Genomic DNA, 21,402 nt, shown 5'->3' on the forward strand with positions numbered 1-21,402 from the left:
GGTGCCGATCACCCTTTCGTGTGCTTTTCAGCAAAGACCTCAAGGGCTGGGCGAGCCGCGCCGAAAAAGGATGCGTGAGTACCCTTGCGCACACCATGATGACCGCCGCCCGCTCCGCCGACTCCGGCCTCGCCGGCCCGGGCGAACTCGACCGCTACCCCTATACGGAGACGCCGGCCGGCGAGCGCGCCGCGCTCCGTTCCTGGGGAGGGGCCGACTCCGAGCTGGGGCGGGCGAGCCGGCGCGGCACGGCCAGCAGGGGCCGTGGGCTTCACGGCCAACTGGTCCAGCAGCTCGGCCAGATGATTGTTTCCGGTGACCTCGGAGCCGACCGGCCGCTCGTGCCGGAGGAGATCGGCCAGCGCTTCGAGGTCTCCCGCACCGTGGTGCGGGAGTCCCTGCGTGTTCTCGAGGCCAAGGGCCTGGTCAGCGCCCGCCCCAATGTGGGCACGCGGGTCCGGCCGGTGAGTGACTGGAATCTGCTGGACCCCGACATCATCGAGTGGCGCGCCTTCGGGCCGCAGCGTGATGACCAGCGCCGCGAGCTGGAGGACCTTCGGTGGACCATCGAGCCGCTGGCCGCCCGCCTGGCCGCCGGTCACGGGCGCGAGGACATTCAGCAGCGTCTCGGCGACATGATCGAGATCATGGGGCACGCGATGGGGCAGGGGGACGCCCTCACGTTCTCCCGGGCCGACGCGGAGTTCCACGCCCTGCTCATCCAGGCGGCGGGCAACCGCATGCTCGAGCACCTCTCCGGGATCGTGTCGGCGGCGCTTCACGTCTCCGGTGGGCCGGTCACCGGCTGCGACCGCCCCGCGGAGGCGTCCCTCGGTCACCACGCGCGGATCGCCGAGGCGCTCGCCTCGGGCGATTCGGCCGGTGCCGAAGCCGCCATGCGTCAGCTGCTGGTCGGGCACACCGACGGCGAGCGAGTGGTTCCCGCACCTCGGGAGCACTGAGCGCGGTCGGATCGGGGTATGCGGACCATGTGCCGCCGGGCTCGTGCGGTTCGGTGGCACATTTGTACGGACGCACACCCCTGGTTCAGGTTTGTCGCGAATGAGGTGTGACTGGGGCCACGCGAATTGGGCGTAACACTCCTCGAAACAGTGCGATGACTTAAGAGGTGACCGCCGCGGAAGGAATACAGCAGCCACACAGTGCGCTGTGCAGTTCTGAGGCCAAACCCGCGCCGTCGGCGACATCCCCAGTCGACGGTCGTCGGTTCCAGCCCTCTCCAGGGCCGGGCCGGAAGCCGTTTCCATCGTTCCGAGAGGTTGTTCGTGTCGGCCAGCACATCCCGTACGCTCCCGCCGGAGATCGCCGAGTCCGAGTCTGTGATGGCGCTCATCGAGCGGGGAAAGGCTGATGGGCAGATCGCCGGCGATGACGTGCGTCGGGCCTTCGAGGCTGACCAGATTCCGCCAACCCAGTGGAAGAACGTTCTGCGCAGCCTCAACCAGATCCTCGAGGAAGAGGGTGTGACGCTGATGGTCAGTGCCGCGGAGTCGCCTAAGCGCGCCCGCAAGAGCGTCGCAGCGAAGAGCCCGGTCAAGCGCACCGCCACCAAGACTGTCGCGGCCAAGACAACCGTGACGCGGACCGTCGCGGCATCTGCCGCCCCGGCGGCCGAGAGCGCGGATGCGGCGGCCGGCGACGCCGCTGCCGCTCCCGCGAAGAAGACGGCAGCCAAGAAGACGGTTGCCAAGAAGGCCGCGGCCAAGAAGACCGCGGTCAAGAAGACCGCCGCGAAGAAGGCCGGCAAGCAGGACGACGAACTGCTCGACGGCGACGAGGCGGCCGAGGAAGTCAAGGTCGGCAAGGGTGAGGAAGAGGAGGGCGAGGGCGAGAACAAGGGCTTCGTCCTCTCCGACGACGACGAGGACGACGCACCTGCGCAGCAGGTCGCCGTCGCCGGCGCCACGGCCGACCCGGTCAAGGACTACCTGAAGCAGATCGGCAAGGTTCCCCTCCTCAACGCCGAGCAGGAGGTCGAGCTCGCCAAGCGGATCGAGGCCGGCCTCTTCGCCGAGGACAAGCTCGCCAACTCCGACAAGCTCGCGCCGAAGCTCAAGCGCGAGCTGGAGATCATCGCCGAGGACGGCCGCCGGGCCAAGAACCACCTGCTGGAGGCCAACCTCCGTCTCGTGGTGTCGCTGGCCAAGCGGTACACGGGTCGCGGCATGCTCTTCCTGGACCTCATCCAGGAGGGCAACCTCGGTCTGATCCGAGCGGTCGAGAAGTTCGACTACACCAAGGGCTACAAGTTCTCCACGTACGCGACGTGGTGGATCCGTCAGGCCATCACCCGCGCCATGGCCGACCAGGCCCGCACCATCCGTATCCCGGTGCACATGGTCGAGGTCATCAACAAGCTCGCGCGGGTGCAGCGCCAGATGCTCCAGGACCTGGGCCGTGAGCCCACTCCGGAGGAGCTGGCCAAGGAGCTCGACATGACCCCCGAGAAGGTCATCGAGGTCCAGAAGTACGGCCGTGAGCCGATCTCCCTCCACACCCCGCTGGGTGAGGACGGGGACAGCGAGTTCGGAGACCTGATCGAGGACTCCGAGGCCGTCGTGCCCGCGGACGCGGTGAGCTTCACGCTGCTCCAGGAGCAGCTGCACTCCGTGCTCGACACGCTCTCCGAGCGTGAGGCGGGCGTGGTCTCGATGCGTTTCGGTCTCACCGACGGTCAGCCGAAGACGCTGGACGAGATCGGCAAGGTCTACGGGGTGACGCGCGAGCGCATCCGTCAGATCGAGTCCAAGACGATGTCGAAGCTGCGCCACCCGTCGCGCTCGCAGGTACTGCGCGACTACCTCGACTAGATCGGGGACGGACATGGGCCGGGCCCGGAACCGCGAGGTTCCGGGCCCGGCCCATGTCCGCATGCGGCGGGCACGGCGGCGGATGACGCTGAGTGGGCACTGTTCACCTCGGCGTCAGGAGTCCCCATGCCCCGCGTCCTCGTCCGTGTCCTTCCCGCCGCGCTCACCCTGGCGCTTGCCACGGCAGTGATACCCCTCGGTCCCCCGGCTCCCGCCGAAGCGGACAGCATCATCGTCGGCGGGCGGCCGGTGGCCGTCGCGGACAGTCCGTGGGCCGTGGCCCTGTCGAGCCGTGACCGGTTCGGAGGAACCCGCGCGGGACAGTTCTGCGGGGGAGTGGCGATCGCGCCCACCAAGGTGCTGACGGCGGCGCACTGCCTGCGGGAGGACGTCCTGGGGGCCGCCGTCACGGACGTCCGGGACCTGCGGGTCATCGCCGGACGGGACGAGCTGAGCGGACCGGGGGGCCAGGAGATCTCCGTACGGTCGACGTGGGTCAACCCCGGCTACGACCCGCACACCAACTCCGGCGACCTCGCGGTCCTCACCCTGGACCGGGCGCTGCCGGAGGGGGATGTCGTCCCGATGGCCGGGGCCGGGAGCGCGGCGTACGAGCCGGGCACTGCGGCGACGGTGTACGGCTGGGGTGACACGACCGGATACGGCGCCTACGCCTCCACCCTGCGCGCTGCCACCGTGCGGGTGCTGCCGGACAGCGAGTGCGTCCGGGCGTACCCCGGCGGCACACAGGGCTCGTACGACGCCTCATCGATGCTCTGCGCCGGTGAGACGGCTGGCGGGCGGGATGCGTGCCAGGGGGACAGCGGAGGGCCGCTGGTGGCCCGTGGGAGCCTCGTCGGGCTCGTCTCCTGGGGCAGCGGCTGCGGGAGCCCCGGCAGCCCCGGCGTCTACACCCGCGTGTCCGCGGCGATCGGGTGGATGGCCGATCGGAGCTGACCGCGGGAGGGCGCGGCACGGCATGAGAACGGGCGGCTTCCCTGCGGGGAGGCCGCCCGTCGGCCGGTCCTGGACCGTACCCGTGGCTCGTCGTGGATGCGAGGTGTCAGTGTTGTTCCTCGTCGGCGGCACTGGCCTGCACGGCAGTGAGCCGATCTGTCTCATCCTGTATTTCCGCGGCGATCTTCTTGAGTTCCGGCTCGAACTTGCGCCCGTGGTGGGCGCAGAAGAGCAGTTCACCGCCGCTGATCAGGACGACGCGCAGATAAGCCTGGGCGCCGCAACGGTCACAGCGGTCTGCTGCGGTCAGCGGGCTCGCGGGGGTCAGAACAGTAGTCACGTCGCCTCTTCTCTAGCTCGACGAGCTGTCGTACCAGGGTCAACATCCAACCAGGCCGAAAACGTTCCCGCTCGTGGCATTTCTTCGAAACTTCTTCTCAGGATGGCTGTCTGTTGCCGGTTGGCGGCGAATGTGCCGTATTGCGTAGCGCTACGGTTTCGCGTTGCTTGTGTGGGCCGGTCCGCCGGCTGGCTTGCCGGTTGTTCATGAGGACGTGCCCGGAGCCTAAATGGTTCATGCCTCGAAGGGAACGTGATGTGCACGTCACCCCAACGAGTGATCGAACGTGTATGCGAGGCTGGACTACCATAAGGATTCCCCCTGGGTGGCGTTACAACCGCTCTACCAGGCCTCGGTAGGCTCTCAGCGGCTACCGAGGCCGAGCCCGTTACCCACTGGGCCCCAAATGAAATTCAGCGAGGAGCGAACCGCGTGACCGCCGATTCCGTGCCGTCCACTGCGCTGCTGACCGGAGCAGGCGGCGCAGACAGGGACAGCTCCAACTACACCGCGCGGCACCTTCTCGTCCTCGAAGGGCTCGAAGCGGTTCGTAAGCGCCCCGGAATGTACATCGGGTCCACCGACAGCCGGGGACTCATGCACTGCCTCTGGGAGATCATCGACAACTCCGTCGACGAGGCTCTCGGCGGGTACTGCGACTCCATCGAGGTCATCCTCCACGACGACGCGTCCGTCGAGGTCCGTGACAACGGCCGGGGCATCCCGGTCGACGTGGAGCCCAAGACCGGCCTCTCGGGCGTCGAGGTCGTCATGACCAAGCTGCACGCGGGCGGAAAGTTCGGCGGCGGGTCCTACTCGGCGTCGGGCGGCCTGCACGGCGTCGGCGCCTCCGTCGTGAACGCGCTCTCCGCCCGGCTGGACATCGAGGTCGACCGCAACAGCGCGACCCACTCGATCAGTTTCCGTCGCGGTGTGCCGGGCATGTTCACCGAACAGGGGCCCGACAGTCCCTTCGACCCCGCCAACGGACTCCGCAAGGGCAAGCGCGTCCCGAAGACGCGTACGGGCACCCGTACGCGGTACTGGGCCGACCGGCAGATCTTCCTCAAGGACGCGAAGCTCAACCTGGAGACGCTGCACCAGCGGGCCCGCCAGACTGCGTTCCTCGTGCCCGGCCTGACGATCGTCGTGCGTGACGAGCGCGGCATCGACGGTGAGGGCAAGACGGAGGAGACCTTCCACTTCGACGGCGGAATCAGCGAGTTCTGCGAGTACCTGGCCCAGGACAAGGCCGTCTGCGACGTCCAGCGACTGACCGGGACGGGGACGTTCAAGGAGACGGTGCCCGTCCTGGACGACCGCGGACACATGACGGCGACCGAGGTCACCCGTGAGCTGGGCGTCGACATCGCCCTGCGCTGGGGCACGGGCTACGAGACCAACCTCAAGTCCTTCGTCAACATCATCGCCACCCCCAAGGGCGGCACCCACGTCTCCGGCTTCGAGCGCTCCCTCACGAAGACGGTGAACGAGGTCCTGCGGTCCGCGAAGCTGCTCCGCGTCGCCGAGGACGACATCGTCAAGGACGACGCGCTCGAGGGGCTGACCGCGGTCGTCACCGTGCGGCTCGCGGAGCCGCAGTTCGAAGGGCAGACGAAGGAGGTGCTCGGAACCTCGGCGGCCAACCGGATCGTGGCCAATGTGGTCGCCAAGGAGCTCAAGGCCTTCCTGACGTCGACCAAGCGTGACGCGAAGGCCCAGGCCAGGGCGGTGCTGGACAAGGCGGTGGCCGCGGCCCGTACCCGTATCGCGGCGCGCCAGCACAAGGACGCGCAGCGCCGTAAGACGGCGCTCGAGTCCTCCTCGCTGCCCGCGAAGCTCGCCGACTGCCGGAGCGACGACGTGGAGCGCAGCGAGCTCTTCATCGTGGAGGGCGACTCGGCCCTCGGCACGGCGAAGCTGGCCCGCAACAGTGAGTTCCAGGCCCTGCTGCCGATCCGCGGCAAGATCCTCAACGTCCAGAAGTCGTCCGTCTCGGACATGCTCAAGAACGCCGAGTGCGGCGCCATCATCCAGGTCATAGGAGCCGGCTCCGGACGCACCTTCGACATCGACGCGGCGCGGTACGGCAAGGTGATCATGATGACGGACGCCGACGTCGACGGTTCGCACATCCGCACCCTGCTGCTCACCCTCTTCCAGCGGTACATGCGGCCGATGGTCGAGGCGGGGCGGGTCTTCGCGGCTGTACCCCCGCTGCACCGGATCGAGCTCGTCCAGCCAAAGAAGGGCCAGGACAAGTACGTCTACACGTACTCGGACAACGAGCTCCGACAGACGCTGCTGGAGCTGCAGCGGAAGAACGTCCGGTTCAAGGACTCGATCCAGCGGTACAAGGGGCTCGGTGAGATGGACGCGGACCAGCTGGCGGAGACCACGATGGACCCGCGGCACCGCACCCTGCGCCGGATCAACATCGGTGACCTGGAGTCGTCCGAGCAGGTCTTCGACCTGCTGATGGGCAACGAGGTCGCTCCCCGCAAGGAGTTCATCACCAGCTCGGCGGCCACCTTGGACCGCTCGCGCATCGACGTCTGATCCTCTCCACCCGTGGGTGGAGGCTCTTTCTCCACCCACGGTCAGCCCCTGAGCCGATCCGGTGATCCCCGCGTCTCCGTAGCGTCGAAGACATCGAAACCTTCACGCCCTCGGAGGCTGCCATGTCAGAGCTCTTCAACGTCCTGGTGACGGCCGCGGTCGTCGCGCTCGTCGTCGTGCGCCAGTTCTCCGCCCAGCGGGTCGGTGACCGGGGGCGGTGGTGGGTGCTGCCCACCGTCCTGTTCCTCGCCGCTCTGCGCAGTGACGGGGCCCTCGATCCCCGTCACGAGACCCTGTCGGCTGTGGTGCTGGGCGCCGGCCTCGTCGTCGGACTGTTCACCGGGGCGGGATGGGGCTGGACCGCCCGACTGTGGCAGGGGCCGGACGAATCCGTCTGGAGCCGGGGCACCAGGGCAACGGCGTTCGTGTGGGCGGGAGGGATCGCGCTGCGCGTCTCGCTGGCGGTGGCCGCCCTGCTGCTCGGCATACACCAGGGGACGGCAGCCCTGCTCGTCTCGCTGGCGGCGATGCTGTTCGCACGCGGTGGCGTCCTGGCCGTACGGGCCAGGGGCCTGCGCGAGCAGTACGGTGTCACCGCAGGTTCTCCGGCCGACGACGCGCCCTCGGCGGTCGCGCGGGCCATGGCGAAGGGCGGGGCGTGAACCGCGACACGTGGACGAGCTGGCCCTCCAGGGAGGCCCTCACCCGAGCGCCCCGCTCCCGGTCCCGGACCGCGATCGCCCGGCTCGTGTGGAGTGCGGTGTTCGTCGGCCTCCTCTGGAACGCATTCGCGGGCGGGCGGTACGCCCTCTGGCAGGTCGCGCTGGGCCTGGTGGCGACCGCGGGCTGTGCGACAGCCGCCAGGACGTTCTTCCGCACCACCCGGGAGCACCGTCTGGGACCGTCCCTGGGGCTGCTGGTGCTGCTGACCCTGGTGGCGGCCGGAGCTCTGGAGGCGGGAGCCGGAGCGCTCGCGATCGCGTTGTGGTGCGGGTGCGCCGTCGTCGCCCTGGAACGGCTCCCGCTCTTCGCCGCGGTTCCCCTCACCGCGGTGACACTCCTCGCCTACGCCCTCGTCAAGGGCGACGGCTGGCTGACGACCGTGATCACCACAGGCAGTCTGTGTCTGGGCGGATACGTGCTGCGGCTCGACGCCGAGGCCCGAGGAACCTCCCAGCGGCTCCTCGCCCAGGAGCGGGCGGCGAGGGAGGCGGAAGCCGGTACGGCCGCGCTGGCGGAGAGGTCCAGGATCGCGCGTGAGATCCACGATGTTCTCGCCCACAGCCTCTCCGCCCAGCTCGTGCACCTGGAGGCGGCCCGGCTGCTGATCGAACGGGAGCCGTCCGCGGAATTCCGCGACCAGGTGCTGGAGAGGGTGGTGGCGGCGCGCTCCATGGCGCGTGAGGGCCTCGCGGAGACGCGCCAGGCGCTGTCCGCGCTACGGGGGGAGATGACCCCGGTGGAGGACTTCCTGCGGCAGCTGGTGGCCGATGAGCGGGCCGACGTCTCCGTGGTGGGGGAGCGGAGGGAGCTGACGGCGGAAGCGTCGCAGACGGTGCGGCGGGTGGCACAGGAGGCGCTGACCAATACCCGGAAGCACGCTCCAGGGGCAGCGGTCTCCGTCCGGCTGGAGTACCGGTCGGACCTGGTGGCCTTGCAGGTACGCGATTCCGGCGGCGGTCGTCCGGTGGACGAGCTCGCTGTCAGCGGCTCCGGTTACGGTCTTGTGGGGATGAGGGAGCGTGCCGAGCTGCTCGGCGGCACGCTGGAGGCAGGGCCGGACGAGGAGGGGTTCGTGGTGAGGCTGCGGGTGCCCGCGTGACTGCGCGGGTGGTGGTCGCCGACGACCAGTCGGTGGTGCGCGAGGGAATCGTCATGCTGCTGGGGCTTCTGCCGGGCATCGAGGTGGTCGGTGCCGCGCGCGACGGTGACGAGGCGGTCGCCCTCGTCGCCGAGACGGCGCCCGACGTGGTGCTGATGGATCTGCGGATGCCCCGTTGCGACGGTGTCGAGGCCACCCGCCGGATCCGTCGGGAGCATCCAGGGACCCAGGTGGTGGTCCTCACCACCTTCGCGGACGACGACTCGCTGTTAACCGCTCTGCAGGCGGGTGCGCGGGGCTACCTGACCAAGGACGCCCGCGGCGAGGAGATCGCCCAGGCCATCGAGGCCGTGCTGTCCGGTGAGGCGGGCCTCTCGCCGAAGGTGCAGAGCCGGCTGCTGGAGCGCGTCACGGCCCAGGCCGTCGGGACCGGGGCGCCGCTGCCCGCCGAACTGCCCGACGGGCTCACCCCGCGGGAGGCCGAAGTGCTGGTCCTCATCGCCGACGGACTGTCCAACACGGAGATCGCGCGCACCCTGCACATCTCCCGGGCCACGGTGAAGACGCACATCAACAACCTCTTCTCCAAGTCGGGGGCGCGCGACCGGACAGGGGCCGTGCGCTATGCGTACGGCCGGGGGCTCGCGCACCCACCCGGCACATCCGTCACCTGAAATGGTGAAGCACGGCGAATGAAGTGCCCGGGATCTTCCCGATCTGCCCATTCTTGGCTACGCGGCCGAAAAGGCTCGTGGACAAGGGAGTTGTTGGTGGAGAAGGAAGCAGGGCCGGGAGCCGCAGCGGTGCGGCTCGACGACCCGTGGTACGAGGCGCCGGCCACCGGGTGGGACGAGCCGGACGGCGCGAGGGCCCTCGGCGGCGACGGGCGGCCCCGGCCGGCGGAGCAGCAGGGCCGCAGTGCCGCCGAGATCTATCTGGAGGTGCAGAGCAGCCCGGCCTTCCGCGAAGTGCGCCGCCGTTACCGGAGGTTCGTGGTGCCGGCCGCGGTCGCCTTCCTGCTCTGGTACCTCGCCTACGTCATCGCGGCGACCACCGCGCACGACCTGATGGCGCGTCCCGTGGCCGGTGCGCTGAACGTGGCCATGGTCGCGGGGCTGGGACAGTTCCTCACCACGTTCCTGCTCACCTGGGCGTACGCGCGCCACGCGCGTCTGCACCGGGACCGTGCCGCCCTGGAACTGCGCTGGGAGACCCAGGAGATGACAAGAGGGGCCGACCGGTGAGGGGAGAACACCAGACGCTGGCGCTGCTGCTGTTCAGCGTGTTCATCGCCGTGACGCTCGGCATCACCACCTGGGTCAGCCGGAACAGGCAGGGTTCCGCGGAGGAGTTCTACGCCGGCGGGAGGCTGTTCTCCCCCATGGAGAACGGATTCGCCATCGCCGGCGACTACATGTCGGCCGCGTCCTTCCTCGGCATCTCGGGGCTGATCGCCCTCTTCGGCTACGACGGCATGCTCTACTCGGTGGGCTTCCTCGTGGCCTGGCTCGTCGTCCTTCTCCTCGTCGCCGAACTCGTGCGCAACTGCGGCCGGTTCACCCTGGCCGACGTGGTAGCCGCGCGCATGGCGGAGCGCCCGGTGCGTACGGCGGTGGGCGCGTCGTCCGTCACCGTCTCGGTGCTGTACCTCGTGGCCCAGATGGTGGGGGCGGGCAGCCTCGTCGCGCTCCTGCTCGGTGGCACCAGCGACACCGCCCGGTCCTGGACCGTGGTCGGGGTCGGAGCGCTCATGGTGGTCTACGTGTCGCTCGGCGGCATGCGGGCCACGACCTGGATCCAGATCGTCAAGGCGGTCCTGCTGATGGCCGGCGCAGTCGCGCTCACCGTCCTGGTCCTCGCCCGCTTCCACGGTGACGTCAACGCACTGCTCACCTCCGCAGCCGAACGCAGCGGCCACGGCGGGGACTTCCTCTCGCCCGGGCTCAGGTACGGCGGCAGCTGGACGGCGCGGTTCGACTTCATCAGCCTCGGCCTCGCCCTCGTCCTCGGTACGGCCGGCCTGCCGCACATCCTGTCGCGCTTCTACACGGTTCCCACCGCCCGCGCGGCACGGCGTTCCGTCGTCTGGTCCATCGGGCTGATCGGCAGCTTCTACCTGATGACCATCGTGCTCGGGTTCGGAGCGGCCGCACTCGTCGGCTCCGCGGAGGTCCGGGCGTCCAGTGCCTCCGGGAACACGGCTGTCCCGCTCCTGGCGCTCGTCCTCGGAGGTGGTGAGGGATCCACGGGGGGCACGGTGCTCTTCGCCGTCGTGGCCGCCATCGCCTTCGCCACGATCCTCGCCGTGGTCGCCGGGATCACGCTCGCCTCCTCCGCCTCCGTGGCCCACGACCTCTACGCCTCGTTCCGGCGGCCAGGTGCCGAGCAGCGGAGCGAGGTCGGCGTGGCGCGGGTGGCCGCGGCCGGTGTCGGGGTGGTCGCCATCGCCCTCGGACTCCTCGCCCAGGACCTGAACGTCGCGTTCCTGGTGGGGCTGGCCTTCGCGGTCGCCGCCTCCGCCAACCTCCCGGCGCTGCTCTACTCGCTGTTCTGGCGGAACTTCACCACCCGGGGAGCGGTCTGGGCCGTCTACGGCGGTCTGATCCCGGCGATCCTGCTGGTCCTGCTCTCACCGGTCGTCTCGGGGAGCCCCACCTCACTCTTTCCCGGAGTGGACCTCGCACTCTTCCCTCTGGAGAACCCGGGGCTCGTGTCGATCCCTGCCGGCTTCCTGGCCGGTTGGATCGGCACCGTCACCTCACCCGAGCCGCCCGACCCGGCCAAGCACGCCGAGACGGAGGTCCGGTCGCTCACCGGAGCGGGGGCGGCGTAGGAGAGCGGAGGCGGTGGCTACAGGAGCCGGCGGCTGGAGGAGCCGGCTGGGTCAGGGGCCGGTGGCCCAGGTGTAGCGGTGTTCCGGGCGGCCCGTCTCGCCGTACTTGAGGGACAGCCGCACCCTGCCCGTGCGTTCCAGCAGCTTCAGATAGCGCTGGGCCGTCTGCCGGCTCATGCCGGCGCTCTCCGCGAGCTCCTGCGCGGAGAGCGGCCCTTCGGCGGTGCGCAGGGCCTGGCGGACCAGGTCCGCCGTCGTCGTCGAATGCCCCTTGGGGAGGTCGGACCCACCGGTGGCCCACAGGGCCCCGAACAGCCGGTCCACCTCTGTCTGCTCGGCCTCGCCGCCGCCCTCGAAGGTGCGGCGCAGTGCCGCGTACGCCTCCAGTTTGGTGCGGAGCCCGGCAAAGGCGAACGGCTTCACCAGGTATTGCAGGGCTCCGTGGCGCATCGCGGCCTGCACGGTCGCGACGTCGCGCGCCGCGGTCACCATGATCACATCGGTGTGGTGACCGAGTGCGCGCAGTTCCCGCACCACCGCCAGGCCGTTGCGGTCCGGCAGATAGTGATCGAGCAGGACCAGGTCGACGGGCGTCTCGCCGATCCTGGCCAGGGCCTCGGTGGCCGAGTGGGCCATGGCGGCCACGCGGAATCCCGCCACCTTGGAGACGTAGGCCGCGTTGATCCGGGCGACCCGTACGTCGTCGTCCACGACCAGAACCTCGATCACGGGGTGTCTCCTGACATCGCGGGTCGTTCCCGGGCCGGACCGACAGCCGGGGCCGGACCCGGCCCCTGAGTCTGCCCGGGTGCGGCGGGGTGCGCCGGTTCGCTCAGTGCCTCCGGGAGGACGACGGTGAACACCGCCCCGCCTCCGGGGGACTCCGACACGGTCACACCGCCACCCTGCCGCTCGGCGAGCCGTCGCACCAGGGGCAGCCCCAGGCCGCGTTTGCCGTGGGCCGGCAGTTCCTTGGTCGACCAGCCCTCCAGGAAGATGGACTCGTGGTCGCCGGCCGGTACGCCGGGCCCGCTGTCGCGCACCCGCAGTTCCACCGTACGGCCGTCGGCCCGCAGTCCGACCTCGATGCGTGCGTCGGCCGACCCGGCGGCCGCGTCCAGTGCGTTGTCGACCAGATTGCCGAGGACGGTGACGAGGCCCCGCGGGTCCACCAGCCGGTCCGGAAGCAGCGTTTCCGGGGCCATGCGCAGGGCCACGCCGCGTTCCGCGGCCACCGTCGCCTTGCCGACCAGGAGCGAGGCGAGCAGAGGGTCGTGGACCTTCTCGGTGACCTGCTCGGCCGTGGCGCGGTGGACCCCGACGACCTCCGTGACGAACTCCACCGCTTCTTCGTGCATCTCCAGCTCCAGCAGGCCCAGGAGGGTGTGCAGCCGGTTGGCGTGCTCGTGGTCCTGGGCGCGGAGCGCGTCGATCAGCCCACGGGTGGAGTCGAGCTCGCGGCCGAGGTACTCCAGCTCCGTCCGGTCGCGCAGCGTGGCCACGGCCCCGCCGTCGTCGGTGGGCATCCGGTTGGCGAGCAGTACGCGGCTGCCCCGGACGGTGACCAGGTCGTCGCCGACCACCCGCCCGGCCAGCACGTCGGTGGTGCGGCCCGTGCCGAGGGCCTCGTCGAGCCGCTTGCCCGCCGCTCCGGGGCCGAGACCGAGCAGGCGCTGCGCCTCGTCGTTCAGGAGCCTGATGCGTCCCGTGCGGTCGAGTGCGACGACCCCCTCGCGGATGCTGTGCAACATGGCCTCGCGTTCGGTCAGCAGCGCCGAGATGTCGGAGAACGCCAGGTCGTGGGTCTGCCGCTGAAGGCGGCGGGAGATCAGGTACGCGGCCAGGGCCCCCACGGCCAGCGCCCCGCCCGCGTACGCGAGAAGGCCCGGGATCGCGGCGAGCAGCCGGGCGCGGACGCTGTCGTACGCGATGCCGACCGAGACGGCACCGACGACCCGGTCCGATCCGTCGAGCAGCGGTACCTTGCCGCGGGCCGAACGGCCGAGCGTGCCGCTGTCGATCTCCATCACGGACCTGCCGGCGAGCGCGGAGCTCGGGTCGGTGGAGACGACGTCGCCGATGCGGGAGGAGTCGGTGTGCGACCAGCGCACCCCCTGCTTGTCCATGATCACGACGTACTCGGCGCCGGTCGACCGCCTGATGCGCTCCGCCGCTGCCTGGACGGCGCCGTCCGTGCTCGGCTCGGTGGAGACCAGTGAGGCGGCTATCTGCGGCTGTGCGGCCGTGCTCTGTGCGATCGCCAGGGCACGCCGCATCGCCTGGTCGTCGAGCTGCGCGCTGAGCGGTGCCAGGAAGAGGCCCGTGACGAGGACCGTGACACCGGTGACGATGGCCAGCTGCATCAGCAGGACCTGGGAGAAGACCCGCTTCGGCCAGCCGAACCGGCGCGGTCCCCGTGGGGTGGTCGGTGGGGCGCTCATCGTACGAACGGTAGAGGGCAAAGCGTGCTGACCGAAATCTCCGAGGGCGGACGCCGGTGGACCGGGGCTCTTGCCTCTGCGCCGTCCATCTGTGAGCGTTCTATGGGTATTGACCTTGACGCAATCTTCTTGCTTTTCTTGCGCTAATCTTGCGTTCATGACGCGACGACTTGCTCAGGTTGCCCAGAAAGTTGGAGTCAGCGAGGCCACGGTCAGCCGCGTGCTGAACGGCAAGCCGGGCGTCTCCGACGCCACACGGCAAGCCGTCCTCTCCGCCTTGGACGTGCTCGGATACGAGCGTCCGACGCAGCTCAGGGGCGAGCGCGCCCGGCTGGTCGGACTCGTCCTGCCCGAGCTGCAGAACCCCATCTTCCCGGCCTTCGCCGAAGTGGTCGGGGGCGCGCTCGCCCAGCAGGGGCTGACCCCGGTGCTCTGCACGCAGACCAAGGGGGGCGTCTCCGAGGCCGACTACGTCGAGCTGCTGCTCCAGCAGCAGGTGTCCGGGGTCGTGTTCGCGGGCGGGCTCTACGCCCAGGCCGACGCCCCGCACGACCACTACAAGGTGCTCGCCGACCGCAAGATCCCGGTCGTCCTGATCAACGCGGCCATCGCACACCTGGGTTTCCCCACGGTCTCCTGCGACGACTCGGTGGCCATCGAGCAGGCCTGGCGCCATCTCGTCTCCCTGGGGCACGAGAAGATCGGATTCGTCCTCGGCCCGGCCGACCACATGCCCTCCCAGCGCAAGCTGGCCGCGGCCCGGGCCCTCGCCGGACAATCGGGGGCCACGGTGCCGGACGAGCACGTGGCGCGGGCGATGTTCTCGCTCGAAGGCGGTCAGGCCGCAGCCACCCGGTTGCTCGACGAGGGTGTCACCGGCATCATCTGTGCCAGCGACCCGCTGGCCCTGGGCGCGGTGCGCGCGGCGCGCCGCCGAGGGCTGTCGGTGCCCGAGGACGTCTCCGTCGTCGGCTACGACGACTCGGCGTTCATGAACTGCACCGAACCGCCGCTGACCACGGTGCGCCAGCCGATCGAAGCAATGGGCAGGGCCGCAGTCGAACTGCTCTCGGTGCAGATCGGGGGGCGTGCGGTGGCGTCCGACGAGCTCCTCTTCGAGCCGGAGCTCGTCGTACGCGGGTCCACGGCCCGCCCGCCCCGGTAGGGGTCCGTGAAATCTTGCGCGAGCTGTAGCTAATTTGCAGAACCCGGGTCGGTGCCCGTCCCGCGAACCGCCCCGTGCGGGGGTGACGTCTCCACGGCAGCTCCGCCCGGGGCCGGCAGCGGCTGCGGCGGGCGCGGGCCGATGTACTGCCCGCTGGGCCGCATGCGCAGCGGCGCTTCCGCGTACTCCTCCATCGCGTGGGCGATCCAGCCCGCGGCGCGGGAGACGGCGAAGACCGTCTCGCCCGCCTCGGCCGGCATGCCGCAGGTGACCGAGAGAACGGCCAGGGCGAGATCGACGTTGGCGTGCAGCGGGGTGTGGCGGGCGGTGGTCGCGACCACATCCCGTGCCGCCGCCATCGCCGGGGCCGCCCGAGGCACCTCGTCCAGCAGCGCGAACAGCACACTCGCCCGTGGGTCCTCGCCCGTGTAGAGGCGATGGCCGAGCCCGGGCACCCGACGGCCCGCCCGCAGGTGCTCCGCGACGACCGGAGCCGCGCCGCCCCGGCCGACGACCTCCGCGAGCATGCGGTGGGCCGACCCGCTCGCGGCGCCGTGCAGCGGTCCCTCCAGCGCGCCGAGCCCCGCGGAGACCACGGCGTACGGGTGTGCGTGGGTCGACGCCGCGACGCGTGCGGCCAGGGTCGAGGCCGCGAGATCGTGGTCGGCCAGCAGCCCGAGCGCGGTGTCGAGCACGGCCAGTGACGCCGCGTCGGCGGGCCGGTCGGAGAGCTTCGGCCACAGCCGGCGGGCGAGTGAGGCACCGGCGCCCGTTTCCCCGTCGGCCTCTCCGGCCGTCGGCAGCGCGCCCACCAGGGTGGGCAGCAGGCCCCGCGCGCTGTTCAGCACCCCCTCCGGGGAGAGGTCGAACCGAAGGGGGTCGGCGGCAGCGGCGGCGGCGACCGCCGCTCGGAGCCGGTCCGTCGAGCTGCTGTGCCGTGGCAGGGCGGCTGCCGTGCGCCGGGCCGCGCCGAGGGACTCGGCAGGCGCGGTGAACCGGACACCCGGCCGGAGCTCACCCGTCCAGATCCACTCGGCGACCTCCTCGTAGCCGTACCGGCGGGCGAGCTCCGCGGCGTCGACGCCGCGGAAGAAGTAGCGGTCCGGCTCGATGAGCGTGATGCCGGTACGGAAGACCAGCTCGCCCGCGGCGGACGGCGAAGGGTCCCTGCGGCCGGTGCGGCGGGCCAGGGCGTCGACCTCTGCGGCGTCGAACAGGCTGCCGCGGCCACCGGGCGTGCGCCTGCTGGTGAGCTGGCCCCGGCTCACGTACGCGTACACGGTCTCGGGCTTCACCCCGAGACGTTCGGCCGCCTCCCGGGTGGTGAGTCCCGGGACGTCGGAGGCCGTCCGGGCATCCGCGTCCTGCGCTCCGGTCCCGTGCGTCGAGTCATGCGTCATGGCGCCCACCGTACCCATATCCATGGCTCGTCCATGTCAGATCACCCTCAGCCAGACTTCATATTGATTCAATCAATATTGACAGACATTCAGTCAAGCATGGACAGTCGAATCAATGTTCAACCCCCAGGTGGAAGAGGGACCTGCCATGACTGCCACGCACCCGCACCCGCACACCGCCCCGCTCGACGTGCCCCGGGGCCTCGCCGGCGTGATCGTCACCGATACCGCGCTCGGAGACGTACGCGGACGCGAGGGCTTCTACCACTACCGCCAGTACTCGGCGGTCGAACTGGCGCACAGCCGCAGCTTCGAGGACGTCTGGCATCTGATGTTCCACGGCGAGCTGCCCGACCGGGCGGCGAGCGCCGCGTTCGCCGCACGCACCGCCGGCCTGCGCCGACTGCCCGCCGAGGTGCGGGAGGCGCTCCCCGCCATCGCCCGTGCGGGGACGGTCTCCGGTCCGCTCGCCGGGCTGCGGACCGCGCTCTCCCTGCTCGGGGCCTCGGCAGGATTCCGCCCGGTGTACGACATCGGCGCCGACCGCCGTCGCGAGGACGCCCTCGCCGTGTGCGCCGCCGTTCCCACGGTGCTGACCGCGCTCCACCGCCTGGGCCGGGGCCTGGAGCCGGTCGAACCGCGGGACGACCTCCCGTTCGCCGCGAACTACCTGTACATGCTCACCGGCGAGGAGCCGGAAGAGGCACGCGCCGCGGCCGTGGAGCGGTACCTGGTCTCGACCGTCGACCACGGCTTCAACGCCTCCACCTTCACCGCGCGGGTGATCGCCTCCACCGGCGCGGACATCGCCGCATGCCTGGTGGGAGCGGTGGGCGCGCTCTCCGGCCCGCTGCACGGCGGCGCCCCCAGCCGTGCGCTGGACACCCTGGACGCCATCGGCACCCCCGACCGGATCGACGGCTGGATCCGCGAACGGGTCCTCGCGGGGGAGCGGATCATGGGATTCGGACACCCCGTCTACCGCACCGAGGACCCGCGCTCCCGCATGCTGCGCTCGGTCGCCCAGGGCTTCGGCGGGCCCCTCGTCGACTTCGCCGTCGAGGTCGAACGGCAGGTGGAGGCGATCCTCGCCGAGCTCAAACCGGGACGCGAGCTGCACACCAACGTGGAGTTCTACGCCGGGGTCGTCATGGAGCTCTGCGGACTGCCCCGCGAGATGTTCACCCCCACCTTCTGCGCCGCGCGCATGGTCGGCTGGAGCGCCAATATCCTGGAACAGGCGGAGGACTCGAAGATCATCCGCCCGGCGGCCCGCTACGTCGGCACCCCGCCGCCCCACCCCGTGCCGGCACCCTGACCCACCCGAGGAAGGCCACCTGTTGACCCCGCCCCGCGCCCCCCAGATCCCGGTCGTCGTCCTGGCGGGCTTCCTCGGATCCGGCAAGACGACCCTGCTCAACCATCTGCTCCGCAACAGGGCTGGCAACCGCATCGGCGTCGTCGTCAACGACTTCGGCGCCATCGAGATCGATGCCATGACCGTCGCGGGACAGGTCGGATCCACGGTCTCGCTGGGCAACGGCTGCCTGTGCTGCGCCGTCGACGCGAGCGAGCTCGACACCTACCTGGAGACGCTGACCGGCCCGGCCGCCCGCCTCGACGTGATCGTCATCGAGGCGAGCGGTCTGGCCGAGCCCCAGGAACTCGTGCGGATGCTGCTGGCCAGCGACAATCCGCACATCCGGTACGGGGGACTGGTCGAGGTCGTCGACGCCGCGGAGTTCCCCGCGACGCGGGAGCGCCACCCCGAGATCGACCGCCACCTCGCGGCCGCCGACCTCATCGTCCTGAACAAGACCGACCGGGTCGCCGAGGCGGAGCTCCGGGCGGTCCGGGAGGCCGTCGCCGCGGCGGGCGGCCGAGCGGGGGTCATTTCCGCCGCGTACGGGAGGATCGACCCGGAGCTGCTCATCGACCCCGTGGACCGGCCCGACGAGGACGACGCCGTCCGCCAGCTGACCTTCGAGGATCTGCTCCCCGAGGCGGACCGCATGCACGAGGAGCACCTGCACGGGGCGTACGAGAGCCTCTCCTTCGCCACCGACGTGCCGCTGAGTCCCCGGCGCTTCATGGCCTTCCTCGACTCCCGGCCCGCGGGTCTCTACCGGATCAAGGGCTTCGCCGACCTCGGCGCCGGAGACCCCGGCAACCGGTACGTCCTCCACGCCGTCGGCAGGTTCCTGCGCTTCGTGCCCCAGCCCTGGCCCCGCGACGAACCGCGGAGGACCCAGCTGGTGCTGATCGGATCCGGTATCGACGCCGAGGCCCTGCGCAAGGAGCTCGAGGGCTGTCAGGACCCCTGGCAGGACGCCACCGACGAGCTGGAGCGCAGCATGTGGGGCGTCCTGCGGTACGTGCGGCAGCCGGACGACGGTGAGGCCTGAGGCCTCCCGCCGCCCGGCGGTGTCCTACAGCGGCGCGGCGATCACCGCGACCGGGCTCGTCTGGGGCGTGCCCGAGCCGTCGCGGCGCGGATCCGGGGCCGGCAGGTCGGCCGGCGCACCGTTCTTCTGCGCCGCCCGTGCGGGGGATCCGCCCGCCCAGGCGAACACCAGGACGTCCTCCCCCTTGAGGAAGCGCTGGCAGCGCACGCCGCCGGTGGCCCTGCCCTTGCGTGGATACTGGTCGAACGGGGTGAGCTTCCACGTCCGCTCGGAGTCGTCCAGCGTGCCGTGCGACCCGGCGACGGTGAAGACCACGGCGTCCGCCGCGGGATCCACCGCGTTGAACGACAGGACGACGGTGCCCGGCGCGAGCTTGACGCCCGCCATACCGCCCGCCGCGCGTCCCTGCGGACGCACCGACGAGGCCGGATAGCGCAGCAACTGCGCGTCGGACGTGATGAAGACCAGGTCCTCGTCGCCCGTACGCAGCTGTGTGGCGCCGACGACGCGGTCACCGTCCTTCAGCGAGATGACCTCCAACTCGTCCTTGTTGGACGGGTAGTCGGGCACCACACGCTTGACCACACCCTGCAGCGTCCCGATGGCCAGGCCGGGCGCCTCCTCGTCGAGGGTGGTGAGGCAGATCAGCGCCTCGTCCGGCTCCAGTGTCAGGAACTCGGAGACCTGCGCCCCGCCCGAGAGATTCGGGGCCGCGTGGGTGTCCGGCAGCTGCGGCAGGTCGATCACCGAGAGGCGCAGCAGCCGCCCGGTGGACGTCACCGCCCCCACGTCCCCGCGTGCCGTGGCGGCGACGGCCGAGACGATCGCGTCGTGCTTCACGCGCTTGGCGTCCTCGGCCTGGACGACCGGCTCGGCGTTGGCCGTACGGGCCAGGAGGCCGGTCGAGGAGAGGAGGACCTGGCACGGGTCGTCGGCGACCTCCAGCGGCACCGAGGCGACCTGCGAACCCGCGGACTCCAGAAGCACCGTGCGGCGATCGGTTCCGAACTTCTTCGCCACCGCGGCCAGTTCGGCCGAGACGAGCTTGCGCAGCTCGGCGTCCGACTCCAGGATCGCCGTCAGTTCGGCGATCTCCTCGGACAGCTTGTCGCGCTCGGTCTCCAGCTCGATCCGGTCGAAGCGGGTGAGCCTGCGCAGCGGGGTGTCCAGGATGTACTGGGTCTGGATCTCGCTCAGCGAGAAGCGCTCCATCAGGCGCTCCTTCGCCTGCGCCGAGTTGTCGCTGTCCCGGATGAGACGGATGACCTCGTCGATGTCGAGCAGCGCCACGAGGAGGCCCTCGACCAGGTGCAGCCGGTTGCGGCGCTTGGTCCTGCGGAACTCGCTGCGCCGGCGCACCACGTCGAAGCGGTGGTCGAGGTAGACCTCCAGGAGCTCCTTGAGCCCCAGGGTGAGCGGCTGCCCGTCGACCAGCGCCACGTTGTTGATGCCGAAGGACTCCTCCATCGGCGTCAGCTTGTAGAGCTGCTCCAGCACGGCCTCGGGGACGAAGCCGTTCTTGACCTCGATCACCAGGCGCAGGCCGTGGGCCCGGTCCGTGAGGTCCTTGACGTCGGCGATGCCCTGGAGCTTCTTCGAACCGACGAGGTCCTTGATCTTGGCGATCACCTTCTCCGGCCCGACGCTGAAGGGCAGTTCGGTGACGACGAGACCCTTGCGACGGGCCGTGACGTTCTCTATGGCGACGGTGGCACGGATCTTGAACGTGCCGCGCCCGGACGCGTAGGCGTCCTTGATGCCGCCGAGGCCGACGATCCTGCCGCCGGTCGGCAGGTCGGGCCCCGGGACGAAGCGCATCAGCGTCTCGAGGTCGGCGCCCGGGTGCCGGATGAGGTGGCGGGCGGCGGCGATGACCTCGCCGAGGTTGTGCGGGGGCATGTTCGTCGCCATGCCGACCGCGATGCCGGAGGCACCGTTGACCAGGAGGTTCGGGTACGCCGCCGGGAGGACGACCGGCTCCTGCTCCTGGCCGTCGTAGTTGGACTGGTAGTCGACGGTGTCCTCGTCGATCGACTCCGTCATCAGGGATGTGGCGTCGGCCATCCGGCACTCGGTGTACCGCATGGCGGCCGGCGGGTCGTCGTTGCCCAGCGAGCCGAAGTTGCCGTGCCCGTCGACGAGGGGCAGGCGCATCGAGAACGGCTGTGCCATGCGCACCAGTGCGTCATAGATCGACGCGTCGCCGTGCGGGTGCAGTTTGCCCATCACCTCGCCGACGACCCGTGCGCACTTCACGTAGCCGCGGTCGGGGCGCAGCCCCATCTCGTTCATCTGGGACACGATGCGGCGGTGCACCGGCTTCATGCCGTCGCGGGCATCGGGCAGCGCCCTGGAGTAGATCACCGAGTAGGCGTACTCGAGGAAGGAGCCCTGCATTTCGTCGACGACGTCGATGTCGAGGATCTTCTCCTCGAAGTCGTCCGGCGGCGGGGTTTTCGTGCTGCGGCGGGCCATCGCGGCTGCGACTCCTTCACAGATTCTGTCGGGCAACCTCAGGTTCTGACGCCGACCATTGTGGACCGCCGTACCGACAACGCCGACCTCGACCCGTCCGAAGCGGTCCCGGGGGCCCCGCCGGGCCCCCGTTTACGGCAGCATCTACGACAACATTCACCCAACGGGAACTTC

At 70.5% G+C, this 21,402-nt stretch carries 17 protein-coding genes; 12 read left to right on the forward strand and 5 right to left on the reverse strand.

Annotation, left to right across the window (positions count from 1 at the left end; genetic code table 11):
• Nucleotides 1-95 precede the first annotated feature (95 nt).
• The 3 genes from OG488_RS28195 to OG488_RS28205 all read left to right on the forward strand — a co-directional run bounded on the left by OG488_RS28195 (nucleotide 96) and on the right by OG488_RS28205 (nucleotide 3,788).
• A complete protein-coding gene (locus OG488_RS28195) occupies nucleotides 96-962 on the forward strand; it encodes a FadR/GntR family transcriptional regulator (RefSeq protein ID WP_329239079.1) in 867 nt (288 codons plus the stop codon).
• Between the two features lie 324 nt (nucleotides 963-1,286).
• Nucleotides 1,287-2,831, forward strand: a complete 1,545-nt coding sequence (locus OG488_RS28200; protein WP_329233635.1) for an RNA polymerase sigma factor — start codon at nucleotides 1,287-1,289, stop codon at nucleotides 2,829-2,831.
• Between the two features lie 126 nt (nucleotides 2,832-2,957).
• A complete protein-coding gene (locus tag OG488_RS28205; protein WP_329233636.1) occupies nucleotides 2,958-3,788 on the forward strand; it encodes a S1 family peptidase in 831 nt (276 codons plus the stop codon).
• 106 nt (nucleotides 3,789-3,894) lie between these two features.
• On the opposite strand, the gene OG488_RS28210 is transcribed toward OG488_RS28205, so the two are convergent.
• Nucleotides 3,895-4,128 carry a DUF7455 domain-containing protein gene (locus OG488_RS28210; protein ID WP_014153643.1) on the reverse strand — a complete coding sequence of 78 codons (234 nt, stop codon included), beginning with the start codon at nucleotides 4,126-4,128 and terminating at the stop codon, nucleotides 3,895-3,897.
• A gap of 432 nt (nucleotides 4,129-4,560) precedes the next feature.
• On the opposite strand from OG488_RS28210, the gene OG488_RS28215 reads away from it, so the two are divergent.
• From OG488_RS28215 to OG488_RS28240, 6 genes are all read left to right on the forward strand, one after another.
• Entirely contained in the window at nucleotides 4,561-6,687 is a 2,127-nt protein-coding gene (locus tag OG488_RS28215) for a DNA gyrase/topoisomerase IV subunit B (protein WP_329233638.1), read from the forward strand.
• Between the two features lie 122 nt (nucleotides 6,688-6,809).
• Nucleotides 6,810-7,349: a DUF1453 domain-containing protein gene (locus tag OG488_RS28220; protein ID WP_329233640.1), complete on the forward strand. Its 540-nt coding sequence runs from the start codon at nucleotides 6,810-6,812 to the stop codon at nucleotides 7,347-7,349.
• Nucleotides 7,346-8,509, forward strand: coding sequence for a sensor histidine kinase (locus tag OG488_RS28225; RefSeq protein ID WP_329233642.1), 1,164 nt, complete (start codon nucleotides 7,346-7,348; stop codon nucleotides 8,507-8,509). The genes OG488_RS28220 and OG488_RS28225 overlap by 4 nt, the downstream gene beginning before the upstream one ends.
• On the forward strand, nucleotides 8,506-9,183 hold the full coding sequence (locus tag OG488_RS28230; RefSeq protein ID WP_329233644.1) for a response regulator transcription factor: 678 nt from the start codon (nucleotides 8,506-8,508) through the stop codon (nucleotides 9,181-9,183). Before OG488_RS28225 ends, OG488_RS28230 begins: the two co-directional genes overlap by 4 nt.
• A gap of 96 nt (nucleotides 9,184-9,279) precedes the next feature.
• Nucleotides 9,280-9,753, forward strand: a complete 474-nt coding sequence (locus OG488_RS28235) for a DUF485 domain-containing protein (protein ID WP_329233646.1) — start codon at nucleotides 9,280-9,282, stop codon at nucleotides 9,751-9,753.
• Nucleotides 9,750-11,342, forward strand: a complete 1,593-nt coding sequence (locus tag OG488_RS28240; protein WP_329233648.1) for a solute symporter family protein — start codon at nucleotides 9,750-9,752, stop codon at nucleotides 11,340-11,342. Before OG488_RS28235 ends, OG488_RS28240 begins: the two co-directional genes overlap by 4 nt.
• 51 nt (nucleotides 11,343-11,393) lie before the next feature.
• Here OG488_RS28240 and OG488_RS28245 read toward each other — a convergent pair whose 3' ends face one another.
• Together OG488_RS28245 and OG488_RS28250 are read right to left on the reverse strand one after the other, a co-directional pair.
• Nucleotides 11,394-12,071: a DUF7342 family protein gene (locus OG488_RS28245; RefSeq protein WP_329233650.1), complete on the reverse strand. Its 678-nt coding sequence runs from the start codon at nucleotides 12,069-12,071 to the stop codon at nucleotides 11,394-11,396.
• Nucleotides 12,068-13,783 carry a sensor histidine kinase gene (locus OG488_RS28250; RefSeq protein WP_329233652.1) on the reverse strand — a complete coding sequence of 572 codons (1,716 nt, stop codon included), beginning with the start codon at nucleotides 13,781-13,783 and terminating at the stop codon, nucleotides 12,068-12,070. Before OG488_RS28250 ends, OG488_RS28245 begins: the two co-directional genes overlap by 4 nt.
• Before the next feature lie 157 nt (nucleotides 13,784-13,940).
• Here OG488_RS28250 and OG488_RS28255 point away from each other — a divergent pair, with 157 nt between their 5' ends.
• Nucleotides 13,941-14,948 (forward strand): LacI family DNA-binding transcriptional regulator, encoded by a 1,008-nt coding sequence (locus OG488_RS28255; RefSeq protein WP_329233654.1) that lies wholly within the window; start codon nucleotides 13,941-13,943, stop codon nucleotides 14,946-14,948.
• Between the two features lie 29 nt (nucleotides 14,949-14,977).
• On the opposite strand, the gene OG488_RS28260 is transcribed toward OG488_RS28255, so the two are convergent.
• The gene (locus tag OG488_RS28260) at nucleotides 14,978-16,348 is read right to left on the reverse strand and encodes a citrate/2-methylcitrate synthase (RefSeq protein ID WP_329233656.1); all 1,371 of its coding nucleotides are present in this window, start codon (nucleotides 16,346-16,348) and stop codon (nucleotides 14,978-14,980) included.
• Between the two features lie 148 nt (nucleotides 16,349-16,496).
• Between OG488_RS28260 and OG488_RS28265 the strand changes: the two genes are divergently transcribed.
• Nucleotides 16,497-17,666 carry a citrate synthase gene (locus OG488_RS28265; RefSeq protein ID WP_329233658.1) on the forward strand — a complete coding sequence of 390 codons (1,170 nt, stop codon included), beginning with the start codon at nucleotides 16,497-16,499 and terminating at the stop codon, nucleotides 17,664-17,666.
• A 22-nt stretch (nucleotides 17,667-17,688) separates the two neighbouring features.
• Complete coding sequence (locus OG488_RS28270) at nucleotides 17,689-18,753, forward strand: CobW family GTP-binding protein (protein WP_329233660.1); 1,065 nt, start codon at nucleotides 17,689-17,691, stop codon at nucleotides 18,751-18,753.
• A gap of 24 nt (nucleotides 18,754-18,777) precedes the next feature.
• On the opposite strand, the gene OG488_RS28275 is transcribed toward OG488_RS28270, so the two are convergent.
• Nucleotides 18,778-21,228: a DNA gyrase/topoisomerase IV subunit A gene (locus tag OG488_RS28275; protein WP_329233663.1), complete on the reverse strand. Its 2,451-nt coding sequence runs from the start codon at nucleotides 21,226-21,228 to the stop codon at nucleotides 18,778-18,780.
• Between the last annotated feature and the right edge of the window lie 174 nt (nucleotides 21,229-21,402).

The organism is Streptomyces sp. NBC_01460 (assembly GCF_036227405.1).
Classification (GTDB): Bacteria; Actinomycetota; Actinomycetes; order Streptomycetales; family Streptomycetaceae; genus Streptomyces.